A 21,304-nucleotide genomic window follows, 5' to 3' on the forward strand; every position below is an offset into this window, starting at 1 on the left:
GCCCCGCCTTGTTGGTTGAATAAGGATGTTCTATCTTCGTTCGATCAGCGGGGACGACGCGAGCGCATGCCATTGGATCCAGTGACGACGACCATTGCGAAGGCGGCTGCGGCTCCAGCGGCTAAGCTCGGCCTCGATTTCATGAAGATTCAACTGGGGCGTCGGAACGCACCTTTCGCGGACCTCGAAACGCTTCGAGGCGCTGACACGGAGCTGGACGAAGCAATATCGGTCCTGACCGGCAAGGCTGGTGGACTACCAGCCTCGCTCCTCGCGAAGCTTAAGGGCGTGATCTCGGACCGACCCGACAGCTTCGCTGACGCGGATTCGCGGCGGTTCCTCGAGGATTCTCGTGTCGTCAATCTGGTCAAGTCGGGAGCCCGACGCACGGTTCGCGGAGAGGACGTCGAGGAGGAGCGCGCGAAGGCGCGCGAGCTGCATGCCGAGATCTTCGGTGAGGACGGCATCTACGGCGAGACACTGATCGAGGACGCGATCGCATTCGGCGCGCTTACGCTTCTCGCCCATCTGACCCCAGCCGACCGGCAGGTGGTCGAGCTGGTCTCCGACCTGCGGGCCGAGGTGCAAGAAGGCTTCGCGGAGGTCATCGACGCTTTCGAGGCGACAAAGGCCGCCATCGACGGCCGTCCGCTCGACGCCGCTCCGTTCGACGAGGTGGTTCGCAAGAAGCTGCGACAGCTGCGTCGTCGCCGAATGCTGCCTCAGCTGAAGCTCCCTGACGAGGCGGTTGCCCTCGGCGAACGGGTGGACAGCGGCCTCAGGCTGGCTTCTCCCGATATCCGAGGCGAGGTTTATAGAGAAGCCGCAGCGCTTCTCATTCGGGCAGATCGTACACCGGAAGCATCTCCATGGATCGCGAAGGCGAAGGCCGTCGGAGCGGACGTAACCTGCGAAGAGGCGAGGATCGCGACCTCCGAAGACCGCTGCGACGAAGCGCTCCGGATGCTGCGAGATCGGACGGACGCGCTTGCTCGCGGCCTCCTCTTGGACGCCATCGCCCGTCGCGACGGAGACGTCGCCGCGATCGCATACTTCGAGGAAAATCTCACCGCAGCCGACCTCACCGGCCATGCGCTTCAAGCGACATCGATGCGTCTCCTGGCGGCCGATCGCGACGGCGACGCGGCCACTCTGCTGGACCAGGCCACGGGCGGACAGATCGACGAGAATCCGATGCTGCTATACCTGCGAGCCGGGCTCTCGCTGGCGAAGGCGCTGCCGCCCGACATCGCGAAGCGACTGCTAGATAACGATGGCTTCCTTCCGCGCGTGTCCGATCTTCACGACGACGCTGAGGGACGGCGCAACCTGAAGAGAGCGGAGGCCGACCTCGCGGCTCTGACGCGGGCGCTGCCGGATCTAGAGGCGCCGGACCTCGCCGATCTCGTCGAGATCAAGCTCACCGCATTGAGACTATGCTCCTCCGACGAGACCACGCGGGAGTTGGCACGATCCGGGCTGGTGGCGAACATGGCGGACGTGGACCGAGCGGTCATGCTCGCACCGATCGCCAAGCAGTATGGCGTGAAGGTGGATTGGGCCGCGCTGAAGGCGAAGCTCTCGAAGGCCGAAGCCCTTGGCGGTCTCGACGACATGCAGCTCCGCGCCGCCTTCACCATTGTCATGGACGAAGGCGATCCTGCGACGATCGCGGACTTCGTCCACCGACACCGCGCCAAGCTCGAGCACTACGTGCTGAACGAGAGCATCGTCGCGCTCGAAATCGAAGCGCTGGCGAAGTCGGACAGGCTGGACGACGCGAAGGCGCTGCTAGCAGCCGAGCGGGAGATGATTGGCGAGACCGGAGCGAAGTTTCTCGAGACGACATTCGCGGAGCTGGAAGGCGCGGATACTGTTCAGCAGCGCCTGGAACAATTCGAGGCTTCGGGATCCACCCATGACCTCGAAATACTCGTCGAGGTCATGCGGCGTCGACGCGATCGCAGGCTGGGCGACTATCTCGAAAAGCTGTGGCGCATCAGCCGGCAGATCTCGGATGCGCGACGCGCGTGCGAAACGCATCTCCAGCAGGGCGAAGAGCTCAAGGCTGAGACCTTTCTCGAGGAGATCGGCGACGTCGCTCTTGGCGATCCGCGGCTGCGAACACACCTCGCCTGGACCCGATACCGCCAGGGACGCCTGGACGACGCCGAAGCGGAACTGGTCAGCCTGCAATACATGGGGGTCGACGACGCCAACACGCGCCGTCTTCGCGTGCTTCTCCTGGTCGAGACCGGTCGGTGGAACGAACTGGAGCCGTATGTCCAGAACGAGCTGGCCGAACGCGAAGAAAGGTCTGCCGACGACCTGATCGTGACGGCCGACGTCGCCCGCGCGATAGGCAGCGGCACCACGATGGACCTCCTGCGCGCGTCGACGGCCAAGGACCCGAACGACGCCCGGATTGCCGTGCAGGCCTACATGATCGCCACCGGGGCGGGTCTGGAGAGGAATCCGGAGGTCGGCGACTGGTGGACCGCCGCGATAGCGGACAAGGAGAGCAGCGGACTCGTCGAGAAGACCGATTTCAACGAACTGATCGATCACGTCACCGGTTCGAGAGCCGAGGCAGAGCGGATCAGCGGCATGATCAATTCGGCAGCTGTCCCGATTTTCCTAGGCTTGGGAGCGCTCGGCGGCACGCAGAGCGAGCTGGTGATCCGGCAGATGGGTGCCAACGCTCGCCAGTCGGACAGCCGACGTCGCAGCGTCGTCCCTCTATTCGCAGGCAACAGAATGCTTCGCGTGGACCTACGACCGAAATCCATCTCGCTCGATCCGATATCGATCCTGCTGCTGGATCAGCTGGGTCTACTGAACACGGTGATCGACGCCTTCGAGGATGTCGTCCTGCCTTCCGGCACGCTGCACACCTTCTTCGAGGACCGCAGCAAGGCTTCGCACACCCAGCCAAGCCGCGTCGCTCAGGCCAGACGCATCCGTGACGCCATCTCGACCGGGGTCCTCAAGGTGCACGACGGAAGCGCGCCGTCACGTGAGCACGACGTGGATGAGGAATTCTCGACGCTCTTTGCCGCCGCCGAGGCCCAGGACGGCTTCGTCGTCGACACTGCGCCCCTGCATCCGCCAAGCATTGTCGACACTGTCGTCGACCCCGCTCCTTACGCGCACCGCCTTCTCAGCCCTGTCGGACTGGTCGCCGCGCTGCATTCTGCTGGGACCGTGAGCCGCACCGTCGCCATCGCCGCCGAGACCGCGGTCGCTGGCAGCGGCAGCACCTTCCCCAGCGAGGCGGTGCCGCCGCGCGGCAAGCCGATCTTCCTGGCCAACATCGCCGTCCAGTATCTGAGCGACGCCAACCTTCTTCACGAAATCAGGGCGCACGCAGGCGAAATCTACACGTCGCGCGAGACGATGGATCTGGCCGATCGGGAGATCGCCGCGGCGGCCGCCGCAGAAGAGGTGGCAGCAGGGATCGAACGCGTTCGCGACACTCTGTCCCGCGCGATCAGCGAGGGGCGAGCGCGCGTCGGGCCGGCAAGACGCACGAAGGACGAGCTCGACCGCGAGGAACGCCGCGGCGATCGCGCCGTCCGAATGAGCCCGGTCGTGAGCGTGCTGCGCGATGCAGCTGGGGTCGACGCTTTCGTCTGCGACGACCGCGGCATGAACAAGTATCTCGAAATCACGCCGCAGAAGGGCGCCAGCGTGCCCCTCCTCACGACGACGGACATCCTCGCGATCCTGCACGCCAGAAAGGTCATCGACGACGACGCGGTCGACGCCGCACGAGAGAGAATCCGGCGCTCGGGAGCAGGACTGATGCTCGTCGATCCCGACGAGATGCGGCGCGCGGTCAGAGACAGCAACTGGAGCGTAGGACCGAATGCCGAGATGCGTGCAATCAGGGATTCGATCCATCTGCCTATCGCTCGCAGGATACTCCAGCTCCCCGAAGAGCGGATCTGGCTTCGTGCGACATCTCTCTCGATCGCTTATGCGATGCGGAACGCCTGGATCGAGATCGAGGACGACGACGACGCCGAGCGCGCCGCCAACTATCTGTTCGACATGCTTCCAGACCCTGCGGCGCTGAGCGCCAGCGACGAATCTCCAGATCGCCAGGCCTGGGTCAGCGAGCTCACGCGCTTCTTCGTCTGGGCGGTAGCGGCAATGTTCGACCTGCGCGACAGCCGGGTCGAGCGCCATCGCTTCTGGTTCGAGAGCCGGATCGAACTGATGGCGGAGCAGCGTGACCCCGGTGCGATTGAGGCCGTCGCCAAGAGTCTCTACGCCTCCATGACGGGCCCAATGGACCTTGACGATGACGACTGAAGAACGACCGCCACTGGACGAGGGCACGCGCGCCTTCGTCGTCACCATGTTGCAGAAGATGCCGGAGTCGATCAGCTCCGTCATCCTGGCGGATGAGGCGGCACGCCGGGATCTCGCGCTGCCGGTCGAGGAATCAATCCGAATTTTCGACCGACGTTTCTCTCGACGCGCGGTGTTCGACGCGCTGCACGAGGTCGCGAACGGGCGAAAGGCCGAGCTGTCGTCGTCGGAAGGGAAGCTGACAGTCGACGAGTCTTCCCTGAGGGACGACGGGAGCGCGATCCTCGTGGCCGGAGGGGAAGGCGCGCGTTTCCGCAATGTGGGACTGATGAGCGACGAGGCGGCGGTCAGGAGCAGGACGCTCGCCGCCCTGCTTCTCGACGAGGACCTGAGCGAGGAAGAAGAGAGGGGTATCAGGGCAGCAGTCGATGCAGGACCGATCGGCGAGGATGCGCTTTCGGACCTTGAGACGCTCGTCAAGGCTACGCCCAAGGCCGTCTACCGCAATCTGGTCGGCGGCTCGGACGACGACGTCCGCTTCGACGAGCTCGTCCCCGGGGACCGGGAGTTCTTCAAGAAGCTGCTTGGCAGCGAGCCCCCAGCCACGCTCGGTGCTTACCGCGGGGAATGGCTGGTGGCTGCCGCATCGCTAGACCCGGTGCGGCGCGCGCGGTGGATCGCGCTGACGACACCGATCGCGATCCTGAAGGGCGATCTCATAGTTCCGGTGGTCAAGGATCTGGATCGCGAGGTCCGACTGAGGCTGGCCCGCTTCCTGAGCGGGGCCGCCGATCCCTTCAGCCAGGTCGCCGCCGTCCAGATTGCCGTCGCGGAGCATTCAGACGAGGACTTCCGCGCCGTGGGCGACGAGCTTATCCCCCGCCTGCTCGACCGCAGTCACGAGCGGACGGCCGCTTCCCTTTCCTTTCTGTCGTCCGCCACCGTCCTCACCGGCGCGGTGACCGCGCGGCGCAGGATCCTCGATGGCTGGCCCGTCTACGCCAAGCGCCTTGCCACTCATCTCCACGCCAGCCTCATCGTCCGCACCTTCGGCATTGAGCGCATCGACGTCGAGGACATGCAGCGGATGGTGGGGCGATCCCTCACGCAGAACCATCGGCTCGTCGAGCTGTGCGACGCAAGGTCGGTTCCGCACAATCTCTGGAGCGCTCCCTCCGCGGAGCGCATACATTCGGCCGTAGTGTCGCGCGTCATTCAGGCGCTCGACCTCATTCCAGAGAACGACCGGCCCTCGAACTGGATCGAAGCGATCGACAAGGTCGTCGAGACTATCACGTCCGGACCCGAGAGGCTGCCTCACATGGCGCCGGGACCGTTCGATCCGTTCGAGGACGACTGGAGCGGACTGATCGAGCTCGACAAAAAATCTGCCGAGGAGCTGGTCACCCGCATGATCGCGAAGGAGGTTCCGCAGCACACGGTCAGCGACATCTACAACCTCGTCGTCGCCTTTGACCTTGGATCCGAGGAGCGTGGCGCCGTCTCGCAGAAGCTGCCTGACTTCCTGGAAACCCTTCCCGACGACGGCTTCACCGTCGCCGTCGACTTCGCGCTCCAGCTTGCCGCGCGCTGGAAGATGTCGCAGCTCGGGGAGCGGCTGATCGACATGTCGTTGGCCCGCGCACGCTCGGACGGTTTGAAGAACCTGAGCGCGGGTCCGACGTTCAGCCTTCTCGCCGCTGCCAGCAACACCGATCCGGAGGTGTGGTCCCACAAGACCGGCGAATACATGAGCGGCTTCGCGTTCGCGCTGCGACCCGGCCCGGCGATCAGGAACATGATCGCGGCCATCGATCTGATAGGCGACTTCTCCCCCGCGCTGCAGCCGGCACTGACCTCGGCCAGATCGTTCGCCATGCTGGCGCTGGACGAAGTCCCGCCAGCTCCCGCGCCTCAATCCCTCGAGGTCGACGTAGACTAATCTAGGGCTGCGGTGCGCTTCGTCTCCAATCCGGGATGCGCTGGTCCCGCTGCAGGCGCAGCCGTCGCCAGTCCAGGGCCGCGAAGATCTCATCGGCGCCGCCATCGCGGGCGACGGGAGGTGCCGCGGCGACCTCGCGCAGGAAGCGGGGGCCAAGCGCGTCATCGTAGAGGTAGGCCCGCTCCCACGAGCCGAAGCTGTCGGTCACATCAGCGGCTCCAAGTCTGTTGAGTTGGTCGGCAACTATCGTCTGGAATTTTCGACCGGCAGTGGCAGCTATCGCCCGTTGGGCACATGGAAGCTGCGAGTCCGCAAACGGCCCAAGAGCCGACACGCGACTCTCGATTGAGCGATTGAGCGATGGCCATGTCTCGCAACCTAACGCCGAGCCGAAACTGCGAAGCGTGACTCATTGACAATGCCGGCAGCACAATCGCGTGTATTCAGCCGGGTCGCCAAGCGTCGGATTCCCGGCGGCTCCCGCCCCCACGATCCAAGCCAGCTCAGGCAAACCACGTTGCCTCACGTTCACTTTATGTTCTATCGCACTCCCCACCGCGATTCGCGGCCGTTGACATCGATGGAGCCTGAGCATGGAGCATGACCTCCAGCTGCGTGCGGCTGCGCGCGCAATCTACGACGCCTGTTATCCGAGCGAGGACTGGTCTCCGCTGGGCTTCGACGAGGCAGAGCGGTTCGGGACAGTCCATTATCGCCAGGCGGTTGGCGCTGCGCAGAGCGCCCGGGCGCTGCTGGCAAGCCAGGGCGAACAGCTGGCACTGCCCGTCTTCGCGTAACCGATCGCCCGTGGTCGGCCATCCGAAGAGCCTCTCCGATCTCTATCGCGTCGAAGCGCAGGTGCGGGTCACGTGCCGGGGCTGCAAGGCGACCGAGATCTGGGAGCTGGACATGCTGATCCCAGAGGTCCGGCGCAACGGCGGCAATACCGACTGGCGCGCGGCGCGCGCGGCGATCAAATGCCCGCGCCACTGCCCCGCGCCATTGATCGACCTGTCCCCGATCCCGTTCGGCAAACAGCGCGCCCGGCGGCGCGCGCATCGCGAGGCGCTGGTGAACCTGGCACTCCAGGTTCTGCGCAAAGCGGCGGACCGATCCGCGAATGAAGCCGTCGGCACGATCGAGGTCCGGCTGGCGCTGCACGTGCTGCGCCCGTTCGTGCGCGACAGCCACCTGCTCATTGCGTTCTGGAAGGCCGCGACGTCCGAGCCCCGCCATCCCTGGACCAGCTGCCACCTGCCTTACCGCTGGATCGCGGAGCGGCTGATCGAGCGCGGCGTTCCGATCGAAGACGCGAACCGGCCCTGATCTGCTGGGCAACGCTCACGCGATCGGGAAGCCGATCGACCTCCAGTTGCAGGCCAACGACAACGCCTCGGCGCGGTCCCGCACGGCTCATCGCAACTGGTGCTACCCTCCCCTTTTCGACGGCGTCTTCGCTCCTAACTCTCTGGGAAAAAAGGGAGAGCGAACATGACGCAACCAAACATGATTGCGCCTGAGGTTATCGCCTGCATCGCCGAAGGGCGCGATCCCAGCCTCGCCGAACTCAACCGGGTCGCCGACAGCATCTGGGCCGATCTCAAGGCCGCCCGCCCCGCCTTTGCGTGGGACGAGCCCCAAAGCGACAGCGAACGGCTGCTCATCCTGCGCGCCGCCCACGCCGCGCTGCTCGGCGACACCACGCGCTAGTCGAGCGCGCAGCGTTGGCGCATCGCTCTGCAGCTGCCCACGCGCGCACCGCCGATCGATCATCTTGCAAGACCGACGCGAGCAAGGATTGCCGAGAAGCGCACTGAGGAAGACGGCGGCAGGTGCATCGCCCCCTCCGCACGGCGCATCAACCGGGCGAGGCCAGGCACCCAATGAGCGGAGACGATCAGCCGGCGCTGACGATCGGATGCTCAAGCCGGATCATGTCGAGCATGCGCTCAACTTCGGCGATCTCGCGCGTGCCGCCGCTGGGGGCGAGCGACCAGTTGCAATGGGCATGGGTCTCGGGATCGTGGACCTTGACGGGGCCGATCACCGAGCGCCACCGCCGCTGCGTTCCCCCGGCATGGCGCACAAGGCGCACGATCAACAGGTCCTGAAGCTGGCTCGCGGTCATCGGCCCCTTAGGCAGAGACGCCCCGCCCCGCGCAAGCCCCTATTGGCCTAGATCGCGCCCGACCGCGCCGTCGCGTTGGTCCGAGCAACGACCGCTCGCTGCAGCCGTCAGGGACGAATGCCGAACGGCACCGAGGACTGGTGTAAGGAGAGCTATAGAGCCCCGATGAAAGGAAAAGTGAGGGCGCTCGCGCGCCCTCCCTCCCGATCGCTAATTGCCCTCGACCTTCGCCTTGTCGGTGCCGCCGTCGAGCAGGGCTGACCATTGCGCCGCAGCCTCCGCAGTGAAGAACGCCGACAAGCGAGAGTCGTGCGGCATGATGCTCTCGACCCGCTGCCCCACCACGATGTCGGGTCGCAGAGCATGCCCGCTGCCAGTCCGGAACAGCCATGAGGCGAGTGCCTGCTCGGCCAGCCGAGCCTGCCGTGATCGCCGCGCATGGGATTTGACGGCGAGTGCGGCCCGCCGCGTGTTGCGCACGCTCTCTCCGGCGAGCACGGCGATGAACGCGGCCAGGTCGAGACCATCCGTGACCAAATCCGCTCCTCGCATCGCCCGGAACCTCAAGACGAACTGATAACGCTCGGCGAGCGACAGCGCGGTCTCCCGGATTGCGAGCGGATCGCGCTTGCGCCGATTGAGGCCACTGCTCCGGTCACGCACAAGGTCCGCCAGCTGCGTCGGCAAAAGTGCTGCCTGGGCCGCGATGATCAAATCTTCCTCGCGCAGGCGACCGCCGTGCCGACGCCTCGTTGCCGGGCTTGCCGAATGGCGGCGCCGGGCCGCCATATCGCTTTTGTCCAGCATTTCCCGCACCAGCGCGCGCTGGATCGCATGGGGAACACGACTGGCGACTACATCAGACCGGTCGGCAACGACCCGAGGCCGCGCCATCTCGGCAGCGATCGCCTCAATGATCGGCCTGACCGCATTTCCGTCGCCATGGCCTGGCTCTGTGCCGAGTGCCATGCGCGCAGAGCGGATGTTTGTAACCTTCTTGGCCCGCTTGCGCTCGCCCAGTGCGAGGATGAAGAAACCGACATTTCCGGTTCCATCAGGATCGATGTCAGGGGGAGCATCGAAGACGAAATCGACAATCACCATGGCATCGAGCGAGAATTCGAAAATGTACGTGACAGGCCCGTAAACACACCAGCCCGCAAGAGTTAGGCGCGCCCGTCCACGATGGTCGCACAGGCGATCGATCGCCTCGGCAAAGTGCTCATAGATGAAGATCGCTCCGTTCACCACGTCGAGCCGCGTTTCTTCCTCAAGTAGATCCAGCTTGGCCTGAACCAGGTCAAAAAGGATCACGATCTCATCGATCGGAGTGAATTGAGAAACCGCGGGCATGGGCGACTCCATCGAGCAAGGGTCTGTTGATTATCCGGTGGGCTGAGGGTTGATGGAATGAGGGCGGGAGAACGAAAAACGCCGCCCCGACCCCAAGGGATCGTGAGCGGCGCCTGCGAGCGTAAGCACGGTTGCACCCGTGCCTGCTCGTGACAGGAGGGGGGAAGTCGGGGGCATCATCCGCCCAGAGCCTTTTCGGGGCGGCGCCGGGCTAAGGGTGCGTGCGGCTCCTCGGCCTCCATCGCAACTTCTTCAGCATCGACTGGAAGCGGGTCAGGTGCCCCGCGGCGGCGCGAGCGCCGCCCGCTCCGGATCGCCGCTTCATCACGACGGCCATGTTCAACATCCTTCAGAATCTCGTTGCGATCGTTCGAACGGAGCCACTGCAGCAGCTTCACGCTGATCGCCGACCGGATCAGGTCGCTCTTGGTCACGTTGAGCTCATGCGCGAGCTGGCGCAGCTGCGCATCCTCCGCAGGGCGCAGATATACAGAACGCATCACCATATCATCGGCCATAAAAACTCCTTTCCCCCTTCGTTACACGGAAAGGTATATATGCATATATGTACTACCGCAAGGTTACTACAAGCTGAACAGCTTCTTCACGAAAGATAGGGCTGGAGAATCTTGCGCGCCATCAATCCCAGACAACCGAGATTTCCAATGCCAGGTCCCTGGGCCAGGCCAGCCAGCGAAGGGACATGAATACCAGGCGGGAAGCCCTCGCTTGTCGGGAGCGACAAATCGCCCTGGATTTTCCATTCTACGCCCTTGCGCAACGCATCCAGCGTCACGCGATTGGCGTCGGTGCGTGTCACTGACAGGGCGGTCGTTTTCGGATGGTCGACAAGCGCCAGGCGGGTCCATGCGTCAAACCCGACTGCGTTGACCACGAAATCGACACTTAGCGGTTCGCGTGGCCGCTCGTCATAGTCGAGCGACAGCGTGAGCTGTCCGTCCGCATCAACCGCAACGCTGCGCAGATACCCGGCTTCGTAGTCAATAACGCCCGACCCATCGATCACGCTCTTGTTGCGCATCGAGATAACGCCTGCCTCGGTGCGCTCGATCAGCTTTCGGCGATGGTCGAGTGTGAGCTTCGACCAGTCCGCGGGATCGGTGAACCAGCGTCGCTCAGCATGCCCGTCACCACGGGGAAACAAGGTCCCCATAGGACTGATTGAGATGATCCGACCCTTGCGTTCAGCAAAACGCTGCGCCAGCCAGGCGACGATCGTTCCTGCAGAACCGCCATCGCCGGCGACTGCCACCAGGGTGCGGCCATGACGCCCGAGCAGAGTTTCGCGATGCTTCCAGAACGAGGCTGCATCGAACACTCTCTTCGCTGGAACGCCTGCCTCGACATCAACCGGTCGCGGCTCGCCATTTCCGGTCAAAACCACCCCGTCCACGACGCAAGGGTGCATGACTCCGGACCGCTCATACTCGACGCACCATTTACCCGTCGGCAGCTGCCAGATCCGTTTAACATCCCCCTGAACGATATCGTGATCCGCGGCGTCGAACACCCAATCGAGATAATCGGCAAATCGCTCGTGATCGGGATGGTCGCGGCCACGATCGACCCAGGTCGCGTAGCGGCCGGTTGCGACTAGATAGGCCGACCACGAGAAGCGCGCATGAAGGCGGGAGGCAAGCGAGACGAATTCGCCCTCGCCATCCCAAACATCGTCATAAGGGAAGCAGACATCCTTCTCGCCAGGCGTACAAAGCGACACAAAGCCGCTGCTATATTCGTCGGTCCCGTCCCAAGCCGCTCCGACCTTGGCGCGTTCGAAAACGATCAGCTCAGGAACACGGTGTGTTCCCAACTCCGCGCGCAATTCAGAAGCACGCGCCACGAGCGCGGCGGCTTTAGGCCCCGCCCCGACAATTGCCAATCGAGTCATCGTCCCCCCAGTGCTCGAACCGGAACCTACAGAAGTGCGTGGACGCCGCGAATTTTCCTAATGCTTTTTTCGAACCATAATGGAGGTATCACCCATCAACGGTTAAGCGCAAACATGGCCCATACTTCAGGCAATCAGGTAGGCATCTCGCAAGACAGGGCGCTCTAGTCACGTCTAGCGCGCTTCATCGAGCAGTCGAATTGTCTCAGGGTCCGCGTTGCCGCCGAACCAGCGAACGAGCGCATCTTCGAACAAGGCAAGAGGACGCGCCGCCTCGAACAAGGTCAGCGAAGAACGCAACTTAAGCGCATCCACATCGCCGAACACGGCAACTGCGTCGGCATTGTCGAGGTCCTGCAACTCGCTCACGCACTCAAGGTAGCGGGCACCCAGGATCGGGTCGCGAAGATAAGCGCGCGCTTCCTCGAGCGAGCGGATCGCAAAGAACTGCGCCGTCTCGCTGCGCCCGAGGCCCGTGAGTTGGGGGAAGATGAACCACATCCAGTGCGACCGCTTGGCACCAGCGCGGATCTCCGCCAGTGCCAGATCATAAACGCCCTGCTGCGCGGTCACGAACCGGTCCAGATCGATCTCGCCAATACCGCCATGCTCGATCACCGCCACTGCGCGATCCCCCTTCGTCGATTCCCCATGTTCTTGCATTGTTCGTAGCATAACTGCCTGTCATGTCGACCGCGCTGGCCCTGATCCGGTCACATGTTGCGCCGGCTCAAGCAGCTGGACCTGCACGCAGCCGACCCGCTCGCCTCGCGTGCACCGGTCCTGCTGACGGGCGCCTGCAGAGCCGTGCCGACCGAGTTCTATGTCTATAAGCCCGTCCGTCGTCAGCGCAGCGCGGCGAACCAGTCGGCATAGGGCGTGTTGACCGCCATGCACCGGTTGAAGTCCGGTGCACCGTCATCCCACCACATCGGTCCACGCTCGCCCAGCGCGCGCTTGGAGCGATCGACCTGCGCGCGCGCCTGCGCCACCGCCGATGCGTCGCCGGCCTTCCCCGCAAGCCCGACCGCGCGCCGCGCCGCCATCAGCTCGGCGACCAGCCGCGCGCGCTCGGTTTCGTCAAGCGCCGGATTGCTCCTGCGCCACAGCCGCCCGCGCACCACGAAATAGCGGCCATCGGGGGTGGTGGGGTAGCGCGGGTCGTCCTGCGACACGGATCAGCGCCCTGCCGCGAGGCTGCGAAAGGTGATCGACCAGCGCGGTGCCTCAAGCGGGGCGATGCTGTGCTCCCAGCCATGGCGGGCCTCGCCCGCGAGGTGATAGACCGACCCCGGCGCGAGCGGCACACTGCGCCGTTCGAACTTCGCGCCGACCCGCCGCCGCAAGCGCAGCGCTGCCGCCGCGCCGAGCGAGACCCCGACGACATGCTCAAACACCGGGCGGTCCCTGTGCCAGCCGATGCTCGCTCCGGGATCATAGCGGATCAGCAGCGCCTGGACGAGCGCGTCGGGCGCTAGCCCGGCGAACGCGGCAGCCCGCATGCGTACCGCCTCGAGCCAGTCCGGCATGGGCGTGGTCGGGGCAAAGCGTCCGGTATCGAAATCATAGGACCAGCCGAACGATTGCGTGAGCCGCTTGCCGGTCCAGCCCTGGAAGCGGAACGGGGTCAGCCCGCTGGCATCGATCCCGGCAATCAGCGCCGCCTGCTCGGGCGCGCTCACCAGATCGGGCGCCATCTTGAGCCCGGGAAGCAGCGGCGCGTCGAACAGGCCGGGCAGCGCCAGCGTCATCGTCGTCCGCGTCCACCTTCGCCGATCCCGGCGGCGCGCATCCGGTCGCCAAGCGCGACCCCGCCAAGCGTGCAGCGGGCAACCACCCGGTCGTAGCTGCGCCGGCCCGCGCGGCAGACCAAATTGCGGCCGCGCGTCAGCGTCTCGAGCGCGCGCTTGGCATCGCGCCCGCCCGGCGCGTTGAGCTCGGGCGCGTAGAAGTCGGCGAGACGGATTTCGATCCAGCGTGCAGGCTGCCCCGCCGGCCCGACGCACAGGCTGTCGCCATCACCGACATAGCGCACCACCCCGGAGAACTGCGTCCCCGGCGCGGGGAGCTTGCCCTCGCACGGATCGGCCAGCGCGGGCGTCGCCCAGCCGGCAAGCAGGACGGGGAGGATCAGATATCGAAGGCGCAGGTGCATGCGCGCGATATGAGGTTGGAATGTCGGCTTTTCACCCCGGCATGGGCGACAAACACGACGGACCGAGGTGCCGACCGGCTCCCTGCCCCCTCCCCGTCCTCCCGTCGCTCGGCGCTTCGCCTCCTCCTGCTAACTCAATCACTTCGCGCCGAATTCTCCGACCGCTCCTTAGCATCACGACCCTTCCCATGCGTCCCGCGACGGTCATCCGCCTACGCCTTGCGCCGTGCGTCCCAGCCGGTCCCGTGCTCTCGGCAACGTCCAGCCGCGCAAACCTCTCGCCCCGCACCGTCCCGCGCCCGGTCCGGTCCCCGCGCGCCGCCCTGCCCTCGCCGCCATCCTGTCCTCGCCGTCCCCCTGCCGTCCCCGTCACGCTTCCCGCTCGCGCGCGCAACTCCGCACTCCCCGCCCGCCTGTGCTCTCCCATTCGTCCGCGTGCCGCGTCCTCACCGCGCCAGCGGTTGCCGCCCGCCCGCGCCCGGCCACGGGTGCAGGCGGGCGGCCAAATTTTCGATGCGCATCCGTAACAGACGCGACAAGCCCCCCGCGCGCCACACGCGCGGGGGTAAAGCTGGGCACAGGATCAGGCAGCGAGCCGGGGTTCGTCCTCGGGCACGATCGCGCCTGCTGGGGCGGTGGGATCGGGGTCCTCGGGGGCATCCGCCGTCGCCGCTGCCGATGTCGCCGCCGAGGCAGCAGGAGCAGCGGTGCGCACCGTGCCGACCCCGCCGCGCGCGGTATAGGCGGCGGGCGGGAACGCCATCCAGCGCGGCACCCAGCGCTCGATCCTGGCGCGCCCCCCGGTCCCCTCAAGGCAGTCGCGGATGATTGCCTTGAGCGCCTTGCCCTTCTCGCCTGCATTGGCGGTCACGACGGCCTCCCCTGCGACCTCGGCGAGGATCGCGAGCAGCACCTCGCGGTCGCGGATCAGGTCAAAGAACGCGGCATCGGCCTGCCACCAGTCGGCCATATCGACGCCCAGCTGCAGCCCGGCGGCATCGACCGCTGCGCTGCCGCTCGCCAGCGCCTCGCCCATCACCACCGCGACCACCTCCATCACGCACGGGTCGGGAAGCTCGATCAGCCGGTAGAACAGCCCGGCCAGTCCGAACGCGTCACCATGGCCGCCGGTAACCGTTGCCGCCTCGGGGTCGAAGCCGAGCAGGCCGAGCACCGCGCGGCGCTTGGCGTCGAACACGGCTTCGCCGCGACAGGTCTCGACCGACTCGGCGACCGCATCGCTGCGCACGCTTTGCGGCTCGGGGGTGACGCGGAACAGGTGCGATCCGACAATCGCGTGGGCGACCATCAGCCGCAGCGCGATGCCCGGCTGATCGACCAGCACCGCGCGCACCGCGGCATGGCGATGCAGGTCGAGATAGGTCTGCATGATCGACGTCACCTCGGGCCGTGCGGGCTTGGTCGCCTCGGGCGCGTCGCCCTTGGCGGCGCGGCGCGCCTCGGCGCGGCTGACATAGCCTTCGTGAAAGATCACCTCGCCATTGGCGCGGACATCGACATAGACGCGCCCGCCCCGGCGCTTGCCCGCCTTTTCAACTTCCCAGACGTGGAACTGCTCGGACGGCGGCACGATCACGACATCGGCCCAGCCTTCCTCGAGATAGTCGGCGCGGCGCGCATCGATCGCGGCATTCTGCGCGATCCAGAACGCATCGGGGTCGGCGACATAGGCGTCCTCGCCGAACAGGTCGGCGATGATCGCGACCCCGCTCTCCGCGATCGGGAACAGCGCATTTGCCGCCTTGATCGCCGCGCCGCCGAACAGCCACGCCTTGAGCTGATAGCCCGATGGGGCGTAGGCGTCCGGATCGTCATATAGCGCCAGCCATGATTTTTGCTGCGCCTTGCTCGCCATGGTCAAATGGCGGACGGTCGCGGGATCGAGCCTGTCGGCGCGGTAGAGGTCGCGGATGCGCGGCAGCAGGTTGCCGAGCGCGAGGATGCGCCGCACGGTCAGGTCGGGAAGCCCGAAGGTCGCGCCGATATCCTCCGGCGTCTGGCCCTGCTTGACCAGCCGCACGAACGTCTCCCAGCGGCTGACTTCATTGGGGTCGAGCCGCGCGATATTCTCGATCAGCGAGGCCTCGATCGCGGCGGCATCATCGTCATGGTCGAGGATCGCGCAGGGCAGCGGTTCGGCATGCCCGGTTTCTTCCGCGACGATCTGCGCCGCGCGAAAGCGCCGCGCGCCCGCGACGATCTCGAACGCGCCAGCCTCGCAATTGGGGCGGACCAGCACCGGCACGATCACCCCGCGCTTGCGCACGGTGGGCAGGATGTCGGACACATCGGGCGGCTTCTTGCCATAACGCATATTGGTCTTGCTGACCGAGAGGCGGTCGAGCGGGATATGGTCGAGTTTCATGGGTCTGCTCCTTCTTGGGACCGGTGCGCGCCACGGCGACGCCCCGGTCGGATGGCGGCGGACGGCCGCCCGCGTTCGGAGGCGGGTCGAAGCGGTGTTCGACCCGCCCCCTCAACCGCCTCCCGGTCCGGAGGGCGGAAGCTCGGGGTCGCGCCGCGCGGCGGCGCTGCCGACAAAGTCGAGCAGGCGCTGCGCGCCGATGATGCCGCCGGTCAGCTGCGCGGCGTCGAGCCAGACCGAGAGCGGAAAGCGCGTGGCAAAGCCGGGGTCGCGCGCGATGCGCAGGCCAAAGGGCAGGCGCACCGCGCCGATCTCGCTCAGCGAGAAACAGCCAAGCTCGGGATAGCCAAAGCCAAGATCGGCAAGGCCGAACAGCGTGTCGCCATCGCGATCGAGTTCGGTGGCAAGCCAGGTCGCCGCGCCGCACGGGTTGAACAATTTGACCAAAGGCACCGGATCGGGGGTCGGGGCGCCCGCTGCCATGGCGGCATGGCGGTTGCGGTCAGCGGCGCGCAGCGCCGCAATCAGCGCGGGCGGGATCAGGCACATGGTGCTTCCTCCCGCGCCTGCGCCTCGGCATGGCGCGCGAGCAGCCAGTCGGCGGCCTTGCTCGCCTGCGAGGCGGCGCGAAAGATCGCGCGGTTATCCTCCTTGAGCACCGCCAGCCACGCGCCGAGATAATCGGCGTGGCGCACGGTCGGCGCGATCCCGAGCGCAGCGCACAGGAATGCCGAGCCGAGTTCGGCGACCAGTTCCTCGCGCGCATAATCCTTCGACCCGAACGGATTGAGGATCTGGCGCGCAAGCCGTGAGGGGTGGCCCGTCGCGTGGGTCAGCTCGTGCAGTGCGGTGCGGTAGTAGTTGATCTGCTCGAAAAAGGCGGGCTGCGGCGGGACCTGCACGAAATCCTGCGCGGGCGCGTAATAAGCCTGCGCCCCGCCGATCCGGAACGGCACCCCCGAAGCGGCGATCACCTGTTCGGCGACCGGCACGATCTCGCGTTCGGCAAGCGGCGCGGGATCGCTTGCGAGTCCCGCGCGCAAGCCTTCGCACTGCGCGACGTTGAACACGGTAAAGCGCTTGAGGAACGGCACCGCTTTGGCCTCGCCGCCATCGCGCGCGGCGCGCTGCTTCTCGCCCTGCGGCACGAAGCGGTCGGCATAGACCACCCCGGTGCCGCGCTCGCCCTTGCGCACGCGCCCGCCCGCCTCAATCGCTTGCTTGAAGGTCACCCAGCTTTGCGAGGGCCAGCCCTGTTCGATCACCGCGCCCCACAGGATCAGGACATTGATCCCCGAATAGGGCCGGGCGGTGAGCGCGTTGCGCGGCATCGCGACCCCGGTCGCGGCCCCTGACCCCCAAGGCTGCACCCATGGCACGCGCCCGGCTTCAAGCTGCGCGATGATCGCGGCGGTCACCTCGGCATAAAGGTCACGGCGCGGCGGCGCTGTCCCGCGCGCGCGTGCGCTTGCCGCGTCGGCCCGGCTCGCTCGGGTGCGCTTGGTCGACGTCGACGATTGATCGGGGGTCCGGCGGATGGTCCGGACGGAACGTTTGGTAGCAGGCATCAGCGTCACTCCTTCCCCGCCCCGCACAAGGCCTCCCCGGAAAAGCGGGGGTGGGCGGCACGAGCGACCGCAGAGGCGCGGCAACGAGCGGGGCCTGCACCCTGTCCGGGGTCCCCGGCGCGCAGCGACGGGGTGGCAGGGCCGCAACGCAGTGAAGGAGCCGCGTCAGCGGCTTGCCGGCCCCGCGGCCGCGCCTAGCAGGGCGCGCCGCCCATCCCCGCTTGAACGGGAGAGGCCACAAGCAACGCCGCCGCGCGCCAGCGTGGCGACCGCACGCACCCCGCCGGGCGGCAAGCCCGGCGGCAACAGAAAACCGGCACCCCGCACCGCGTCGGCCGGAACAGCGGCAGCGCACCGGGCTTCGCAGCCTGGACGGGGCATGGCGTCCGGGCGCGAAACCGGGCGCGCCGCCCGGCCGCAAGGCGGAGTGCCTGCGGGGCCGCGATCGGGCGCCGCACCCTGTCCGGCGGCTGCGGCCACCCCACCGCGCCAGCGTGTGGGCGGCCGCAGCCGTCCGGCAGTGTGCGTCAAGAGCCCCGCTCCACGTTCGGCCAGCAGCGCTGGCCCCGCCAGCCGATCGTCACCGCATGGCCGAGACCCGCCCCGAGGCTCGGTGGGGACGGGACCGGAGCCATAGAGCGGCGATCGCGCGGACAGTCCCGCGCGAGGCGGCAGGGTCCCGACACGACCGATCGCCCCCGCCCATCAATCGATGGCAATCTCGAACCGTTACCCGCAGTCTTCGAAGGTGGGACGAACCCCCTGCGCGCATGCGCGCATTTGGTCGAGCTTCTGGTGGAGCGTCTTCGATTCGCGCACGCCTTGGGCAACCGCCAACGATCCGCGATGTTGTCCGGGGTCAGTTCGCCGACTGGCTGCAGGTTCCGAACCGGGCCGGCGATTTTTGGGCCGTGAGTGGACTGGCAGGTATCGGGCGCGACGCAACGGATACCCGCCTTGCGGGCGCAGGCGTCGTCATCGCTCTCGGCTGTTTAACAAGGGCGCGAACGTTACCGGCTCGCGTCAAGGATCACGGAGACAGTTTCTTCCGGCTGGTCCCACATAGGAAAATGTCCGCTGTGCTCAAACCAATGCATTTGGGCAGAAGGAAAGGCAGCCATCGCCCGCGCCGCCTGCGTCGGCAGACACAGCCGATCATGGCGACCCCAACCGATTACAATCCGCTGTGAAGGATCGGCTGCTGGGCCAACTTGCTCGGGCCCGCTCGCCAGATCTTGAACCAATGCGTCGAATGTCGGAGTTGTACTCAGGCTTCCCAGTTCCGTCGCAACGGTTTGCGGATCAAGCGCCCAAGGTCGCGCGGACAGCTGCGCCAGCAACGCTGTGCGTGATGCGGCATTATTGCTCAGCGTGGGCAGAGCCGGCCGAATTGCCCGAAGCAGCCGGCCGGAGACGCCTATAGTCGTCTTGAAGAATGTGCGCTCCCACCCGCGCCAAAAGCCACCAGGGTCAAGTGCCACGACGGAGCCAACGCGGCCTCGCCGTGCCAGTTCGAGCACGATCCTTGCTCCCATCGAGCTACCGACGACGTCGATGCCGTCCAGTTGGTTGTCGGAGATATACCGCTCAACGCTGCCAACAAGTCCGAGAAAGGTTCCGCTATCGCGTTCTGCCGGGGTGGCGCCATGACCAGGAAGATCAATCATAATCACCGTCCTTTCGGCGGCGAGCGCGGCCATGACGGTGCTCCACGATTGCCAACTGCCGCCTAGACCGTGAACAAGTAATAGCCTGCGACCGGTGCCGCGTTGGACTTCGTTCATTCAGGAAACCTCCGATGGATCATATTGCTCAACGATCGGAGTTAGACTTCGGGGCCAATCAAGTTTCTCTGTGATCGACTCCTATTTCCGGGTAACTAAGAGCAGCGGGCATGGTCGTTCGTAAGGCTGAGCCAGTGGCAGCTAACGGGTAACTAAGCCTCAAACCGTAACGACTGAAATTGAGGCGCATTGCGGACAGGGAGTTTGCGCCGAAGCCAGCCGACAGATTTTGGCAGCGCCTATAGGACCGTCAGATAATAAGCCGAACCTGCCCCCTCCCCGGAAGCGGACCGTCACCCGCAGGGCCGGGATCCGGCGTCAGCCGGGCCCGGTCGGCACTAGCCGATAGGGCGGCGGTGAACCTGAAAGGCACCGGACGCCGCGTTGCTGACGACCACCCGGCCCACCCCGTAACCGGTAGCGCCTGGCGCATCGCAGTGCGATCAAGTCGTCGGCTTCACGCCGGCGCGAAGTCGCCCTGGATCGCAGCAACCTGATCTAGCGCCGATGCGATTGCCATTTCTCGCTGTTCGGGCCCGTAGGCGACACCTTCGGCGATCACGAATTCGGGCTGCGCGATGCCGATAAAGCCAAGCATTGCGCGCAGATGCGTTTCGGCATGTTCCGATGCAGCCGAGCCATCGGCATAGTGGCCGCCGCGTGCCAGTGCGACCAGGACGCGCTTGCCGCCGGCCAGACCTTCGACCCCGTTCTCGCCATAGCGGAACGTCTTGCCGGCGATGAGGATGTGGTCGAACCAGCTCTTGAGCTGTGTGGGGATCCCGAAATTGTACATCGCAGCGCCAATCACCACGATGTCGGCAGCAAGGAACGCGTCGAGCGTGGCGGTCGCCTCGGGCGTGGCGAAGCCGGGAAGGGTCAAGTGTGGCAGCGGCTGTGCGCAAAGATCGCGGTAGGACAGCTCAAGTCCGCTGTGCGACCGGCGCAGCTGTTCGACGATCGCGGCGGAAAGGATGCGGCTGACCGAAGAGTCGCCTTGGATCGATGAATCAAGATGAAGTAGGTGCATGGGGCCTGTTCCTGTCTTACGTGGCCCACACCACGTAGAGTGCCCCTTCGCCCGGCCAAGAACGCATATTTTCGAGACCTAGTCACATGGATATGACCGCTTCCACGACGCATAACCCCGCCCGATGCCAGGAGGTGGCGCGCCATCTGGGATGGATCGGGGATCGATGGACGTTGCCGGTCGTCGTCGTGCTTGCGTCGGGTACGCTGCGCTTCAATGAACTGCGCAGGGCTGTCGCGGGGATATCACAACAGATGCTCACCCGCACGCTGCGCCGCCTCGAACGCGATGGCGTAGTGACCCGGACAGTGCGTCCCACGGTTCCGCCGATGGTCGAATATGCCCTCACCCCGCTGGGGCATTCGCTGGCTGCGCTCGGCCAGGACTTGGGGCGCTGGGTGGTGGATCAAGAAGCGGCGATCCATGCCAGCCAAGCCGCGTTCGACGCGCGGGTAGCTTCGGAATAACGGTCTGTGCGATGAACGTGCCGGGGCGGCGCGACAATTTCCGGGGCTCATCGGGCACTGGGCGCCTGATTGGCTGATATGGCGCTTTGCTAATTGTCAGCTGATGGCGAAACCGGCCCGGCCGTTTGTGGCCGCTTGCCGCATATCCGCTTTTGGACAGACACCCGCCGAAGCAGACGGTCGAGGACATGTCACTCATTCTCGGTCGAGAGCGTGTGCCGTGGTTATGGCTCGCAGTATAAGCACGGTTATGGGGGCACGA

20 protein-coding genes are annotated in these 21,304 nt (G+C 65.9%); 6 read left to right on the forward strand and 14 right to left on the reverse strand.

The window, feature by feature from the left end:
* The first annotated feature begins 81 nt into the window (after positions 1–81).
* A complete protein-coding gene (locus VGN66_RS17630) occupies positions 82–4,317 on the forward strand; it encodes a hypothetical protein (protein WP_327520082.1) in 4,236 nt (1,411 codons plus the stop codon).
* Positions 4,307–6,259, forward strand: coding sequence for a hypothetical protein (locus tag VGN66_RS17635; protein ID WP_327520083.1), 1,953 nt, complete (start codon positions 4,307–4,309; stop codon positions 6,257–6,259). Before VGN66_RS17630 ends, VGN66_RS17635 begins: the two co-directional genes overlap by 11 nt.
* Before the next feature lies 1 nt (position 6,260).
* Here the strand turns inward: VGN66_RS17635 and VGN66_RS17640 are convergent, their stop codons facing one another.
* Complete coding sequence (locus VGN66_RS17640; RefSeq protein ID WP_327520084.1) at positions 6,261–6,467, reverse strand: hypothetical protein; 207 nt, start codon at positions 6,465–6,467, stop codon at positions 6,261–6,263.
* Between the two features lie 385 nt (positions 6,468–6,852).
* Between VGN66_RS17640 and VGN66_RS17645 the strand changes: the two genes are divergently transcribed.
* The 3 genes from VGN66_RS17645 (at position 6,853) to VGN66_RS17655 (ending at position 7,969) form a co-directional block, all read left to right on the forward strand.
* Positions 6,853–7,056, forward strand: a complete 204-nt coding sequence (locus VGN66_RS17645; protein WP_327520085.1) for a hypothetical protein — start codon at positions 6,853–6,855, stop codon at positions 7,054–7,056.
* Between the two features lie 10 nt (positions 7,057–7,066).
* On the forward strand, positions 7,067–7,585 hold the full coding sequence (locus tag VGN66_RS17650) for a hypothetical protein (protein ID WP_327520086.1): 519 nt from the start codon (positions 7,067–7,069) through the stop codon (positions 7,583–7,585).
* Between the two features lie 165 nt (positions 7,586–7,750).
* Entirely contained in the window at positions 7,751–7,969 is a 219-nt protein-coding gene (locus tag VGN66_RS17655) for a hypothetical protein (protein ID WP_327520087.1), read from the forward strand.
* A gap of 187 nt (positions 7,970–8,156) precedes the next feature.
* Here VGN66_RS17655 and VGN66_RS17660 read toward each other — a convergent pair whose 3' ends face one another.
* The 13 genes from VGN66_RS17660 to VGN66_RS17720 all read right to left on the reverse strand — a co-directional run bounded on the left by VGN66_RS17660 (position 8,157) and on the right by VGN66_RS17720 (position 20,575).
* Positions 8,157–8,387 carry a hypothetical protein gene (locus VGN66_RS17660; protein WP_327520088.1) on the reverse strand — a complete coding sequence of 77 codons (231 nt, stop codon included), beginning with the start codon at positions 8,385–8,387 and terminating at the stop codon, positions 8,157–8,159.
* Between the two features lie 210 nt (positions 8,388–8,597).
* Positions 8,598–9,740, reverse strand: coding sequence for a hypothetical protein (locus VGN66_RS17665; protein WP_327520089.1), 1,143 nt, complete (start codon positions 9,738–9,740; stop codon positions 8,598–8,600).
* Positions 9,741–9,916: 176 nt separating this feature from the next.
* Positions 9,917–10,240, reverse strand: a complete 324-nt coding sequence (locus VGN66_RS17670; protein WP_327520090.1) for a hypothetical protein — start codon at positions 10,238–10,240, stop codon at positions 9,917–9,919.
* Between the two features lie 104 nt (positions 10,241–10,344).
* Positions 10,345–11,652, reverse strand: a complete 1,308-nt coding sequence (locus VGN66_RS17675; RefSeq protein ID WP_327520091.1) for a SidA/IucD/PvdA family monooxygenase — start codon at positions 11,650–11,652, stop codon at positions 10,345–10,347.
* Positions 11,653–11,826: 174 nt separating this feature from the next.
* Positions 11,827–12,276 (reverse strand): DUF1810 domain-containing protein, encoded by a 450-nt coding sequence (locus VGN66_RS17680; RefSeq protein ID WP_327520092.1) that lies wholly within the window; start codon positions 12,274–12,276, stop codon positions 11,827–11,829.
* A 221-nt stretch (positions 12,277–12,497) separates the two neighbouring features.
* Entirely contained in the window at positions 12,498–12,827 is a 330-nt protein-coding gene (locus VGN66_RS17685; protein WP_327520093.1) for a hypothetical protein, read from the reverse strand.
* A 3-nt stretch (positions 12,828–12,830) separates the two neighbouring features.
* The gene (locus tag VGN66_RS17690) at positions 12,831–13,403 is read right to left on the reverse strand and encodes an alpha-ketoglutarate-dependent dioxygenase AlkB (RefSeq protein WP_327520094.1); all 573 of its coding nucleotides are present in this window, start codon (positions 13,401–13,403) and stop codon (positions 12,831–12,833) included.
* Positions 13,400–13,807: a nuclease gene (locus VGN66_RS17695; protein WP_327520095.1), complete on the reverse strand. Its 408-nt coding sequence runs from the start codon at positions 13,805–13,807 to the stop codon at positions 13,400–13,402. Before VGN66_RS17695 ends, VGN66_RS17690 begins: the two co-directional genes overlap by 4 nt.
* Before the next feature lie 583 nt (positions 13,808–14,390).
* Complete coding sequence (locus tag VGN66_RS17700) at positions 14,391–16,193, reverse strand: ParB/RepB/Spo0J family partition protein (protein ID WP_327520096.1); 1,803 nt, start codon at positions 16,191–16,193, stop codon at positions 14,391–14,393.
* Positions 16,194–16,304: 111 nt separating this feature from the next.
* On the reverse strand, positions 16,305–16,742 hold the full coding sequence (locus VGN66_RS17705) for a DUF2958 domain-containing protein (RefSeq protein ID WP_327520097.1): 438 nt from the start codon (positions 16,740–16,742) through the stop codon (positions 16,305–16,307).
* Positions 16,733–17,761 carry an ArdC family protein gene (locus VGN66_RS17710; RefSeq protein WP_327520098.1) on the reverse strand — a complete coding sequence of 343 codons (1,029 nt, stop codon included), beginning with the start codon at positions 17,759–17,761 and terminating at the stop codon, positions 16,733–16,735. The genes VGN66_RS17705 and VGN66_RS17710 overlap by 10 nt, the downstream gene beginning before the upstream one ends.
* Before the next feature lie 1,010 nt (positions 17,762–18,771).
* A complete protein-coding gene (locus VGN66_RS17715; protein ID WP_327520099.1) occupies positions 18,772–19,545 on the reverse strand; it encodes an alpha/beta fold hydrolase in 774 nt (257 codons plus the stop codon).
* Positions 19,546–20,002: 457 nt separating this feature from the next.
* Complete coding sequence (locus tag VGN66_RS17720) at positions 20,003–20,575, reverse strand: FMN-dependent NADH-azoreductase (protein ID WP_327520100.1); 573 nt, start codon at positions 20,573–20,575, stop codon at positions 20,003–20,005.
* A 134-nt stretch (positions 20,576–20,709) separates the two neighbouring features.
* On the opposite strand from VGN66_RS17720, the gene VGN66_RS17725 reads away from it, so the two are divergent.
* Positions 20,710–21,042 carry a helix-turn-helix domain-containing protein gene (locus tag VGN66_RS17725; protein WP_327520101.1) on the forward strand — a complete coding sequence of 111 codons (333 nt, stop codon included), beginning with the start codon at positions 20,710–20,712 and terminating at the stop codon, positions 21,040–21,042.
* Positions 21,043–21,304 lie beyond the last annotated feature (262 nt).

This window comes from Sphingomonas sp. (genome assembly GCF_035998645.1).
In the GTDB taxonomy this organism is placed as follows: Bacteria; Pseudomonadota; Alphaproteobacteria; order Sphingomonadales; family Sphingomonadaceae; genus Sphingomonas.

Bases quoted from the DNA above. Each gene is read 5' to 3' on its own strand.
- VGN66_RS17720 (WP_327520100.1), bottom strand. From the start codon at position 20,575: ATGCACCTACTTCATCTTGATTCATCGATCCAAGGCGACTCTTCGGTC.
- VGN66_RS17670 (WP_327520090.1), bottom strand. From the start codon at position 10,240: ATGCGTTCTGTATATCTGCGCCCTGCGGAGGATGCGCAGCTGCGCCAG.
- VGN66_RS17700 (WP_327520096.1), bottom strand. From the start codon at position 16,193: ATGAAACTCGACCATATCCCGCTCGACCGCCTCTCGGTCAGCAAGACC.
- VGN66_RS17695 (WP_327520095.1), bottom strand. From the start codon at position 13,807: ATGCACCTGCGCCTTCGATATCTGATCCTCCCCGTCCTGCTTGCCGGC.
- VGN66_RS17665 (WP_327520089.1), bottom strand. From the start codon at position 9,740: ATGCCCGCGGTTTCTCAATTCACTCCGATCGATGAGATCGTGATCCTT.
- VGN66_RS17660 (WP_327520088.1), bottom strand. From the start codon at position 8,387: ATGACCGCGAGCCAGCTTCAGGACCTGTTGATCGTGCGCCTTGTGCGC.
- VGN66_RS17655 (WP_327520087.1), top strand. From the start codon at position 7,751: ATGACGCAACCAAACATGATTGCGCCTGAGGTTATCGCCTGCATCGCC.
- VGN66_RS17690 (WP_327520094.1), bottom strand. From the start codon at position 13,403: ATGACGCTGGCGCTGCCCGGCCTGTTCGACGCGCCGCTGCTTCCCGGG.
- VGN66_RS17705 (WP_327520097.1), bottom strand. From the start codon at position 16,742: ATGTGCCTGATCCCGCCCGCGCTGATTGCGGCGCTGCGCGCCGCTGAC.
- VGN66_RS17675 (WP_327520091.1), bottom strand. From the start codon at position 11,652: ATGACTCGATTGGCAATTGTCGGGGCGGGGCCTAAAGCCGCCGCGCTC.
- VGN66_RS17715 (WP_327520099.1), bottom strand. From the start codon at position 19,545: ATGAACGAAGTCCAACGCGGCACCGGTCGCAGGCTATTACTTGTTCAC.
- VGN66_RS17635 (WP_327520083.1), top strand. From the start codon at position 4,307: ATGACGACTGAAGAACGACCGCCACTGGACGAGGGCACGCGCGCCTTC.
- VGN66_RS17645 (WP_327520085.1), top strand. From the start codon at position 6,853: ATGGAGCATGACCTCCAGCTGCGTGCGGCTGCGCGCGCAATCTACGAC.
- VGN66_RS17710 (WP_327520098.1), bottom strand. From the start codon at position 17,761: ATGCCTGCTACCAAACGTTCCGTCCGGACCATCCGCCGGACCCCCGAT.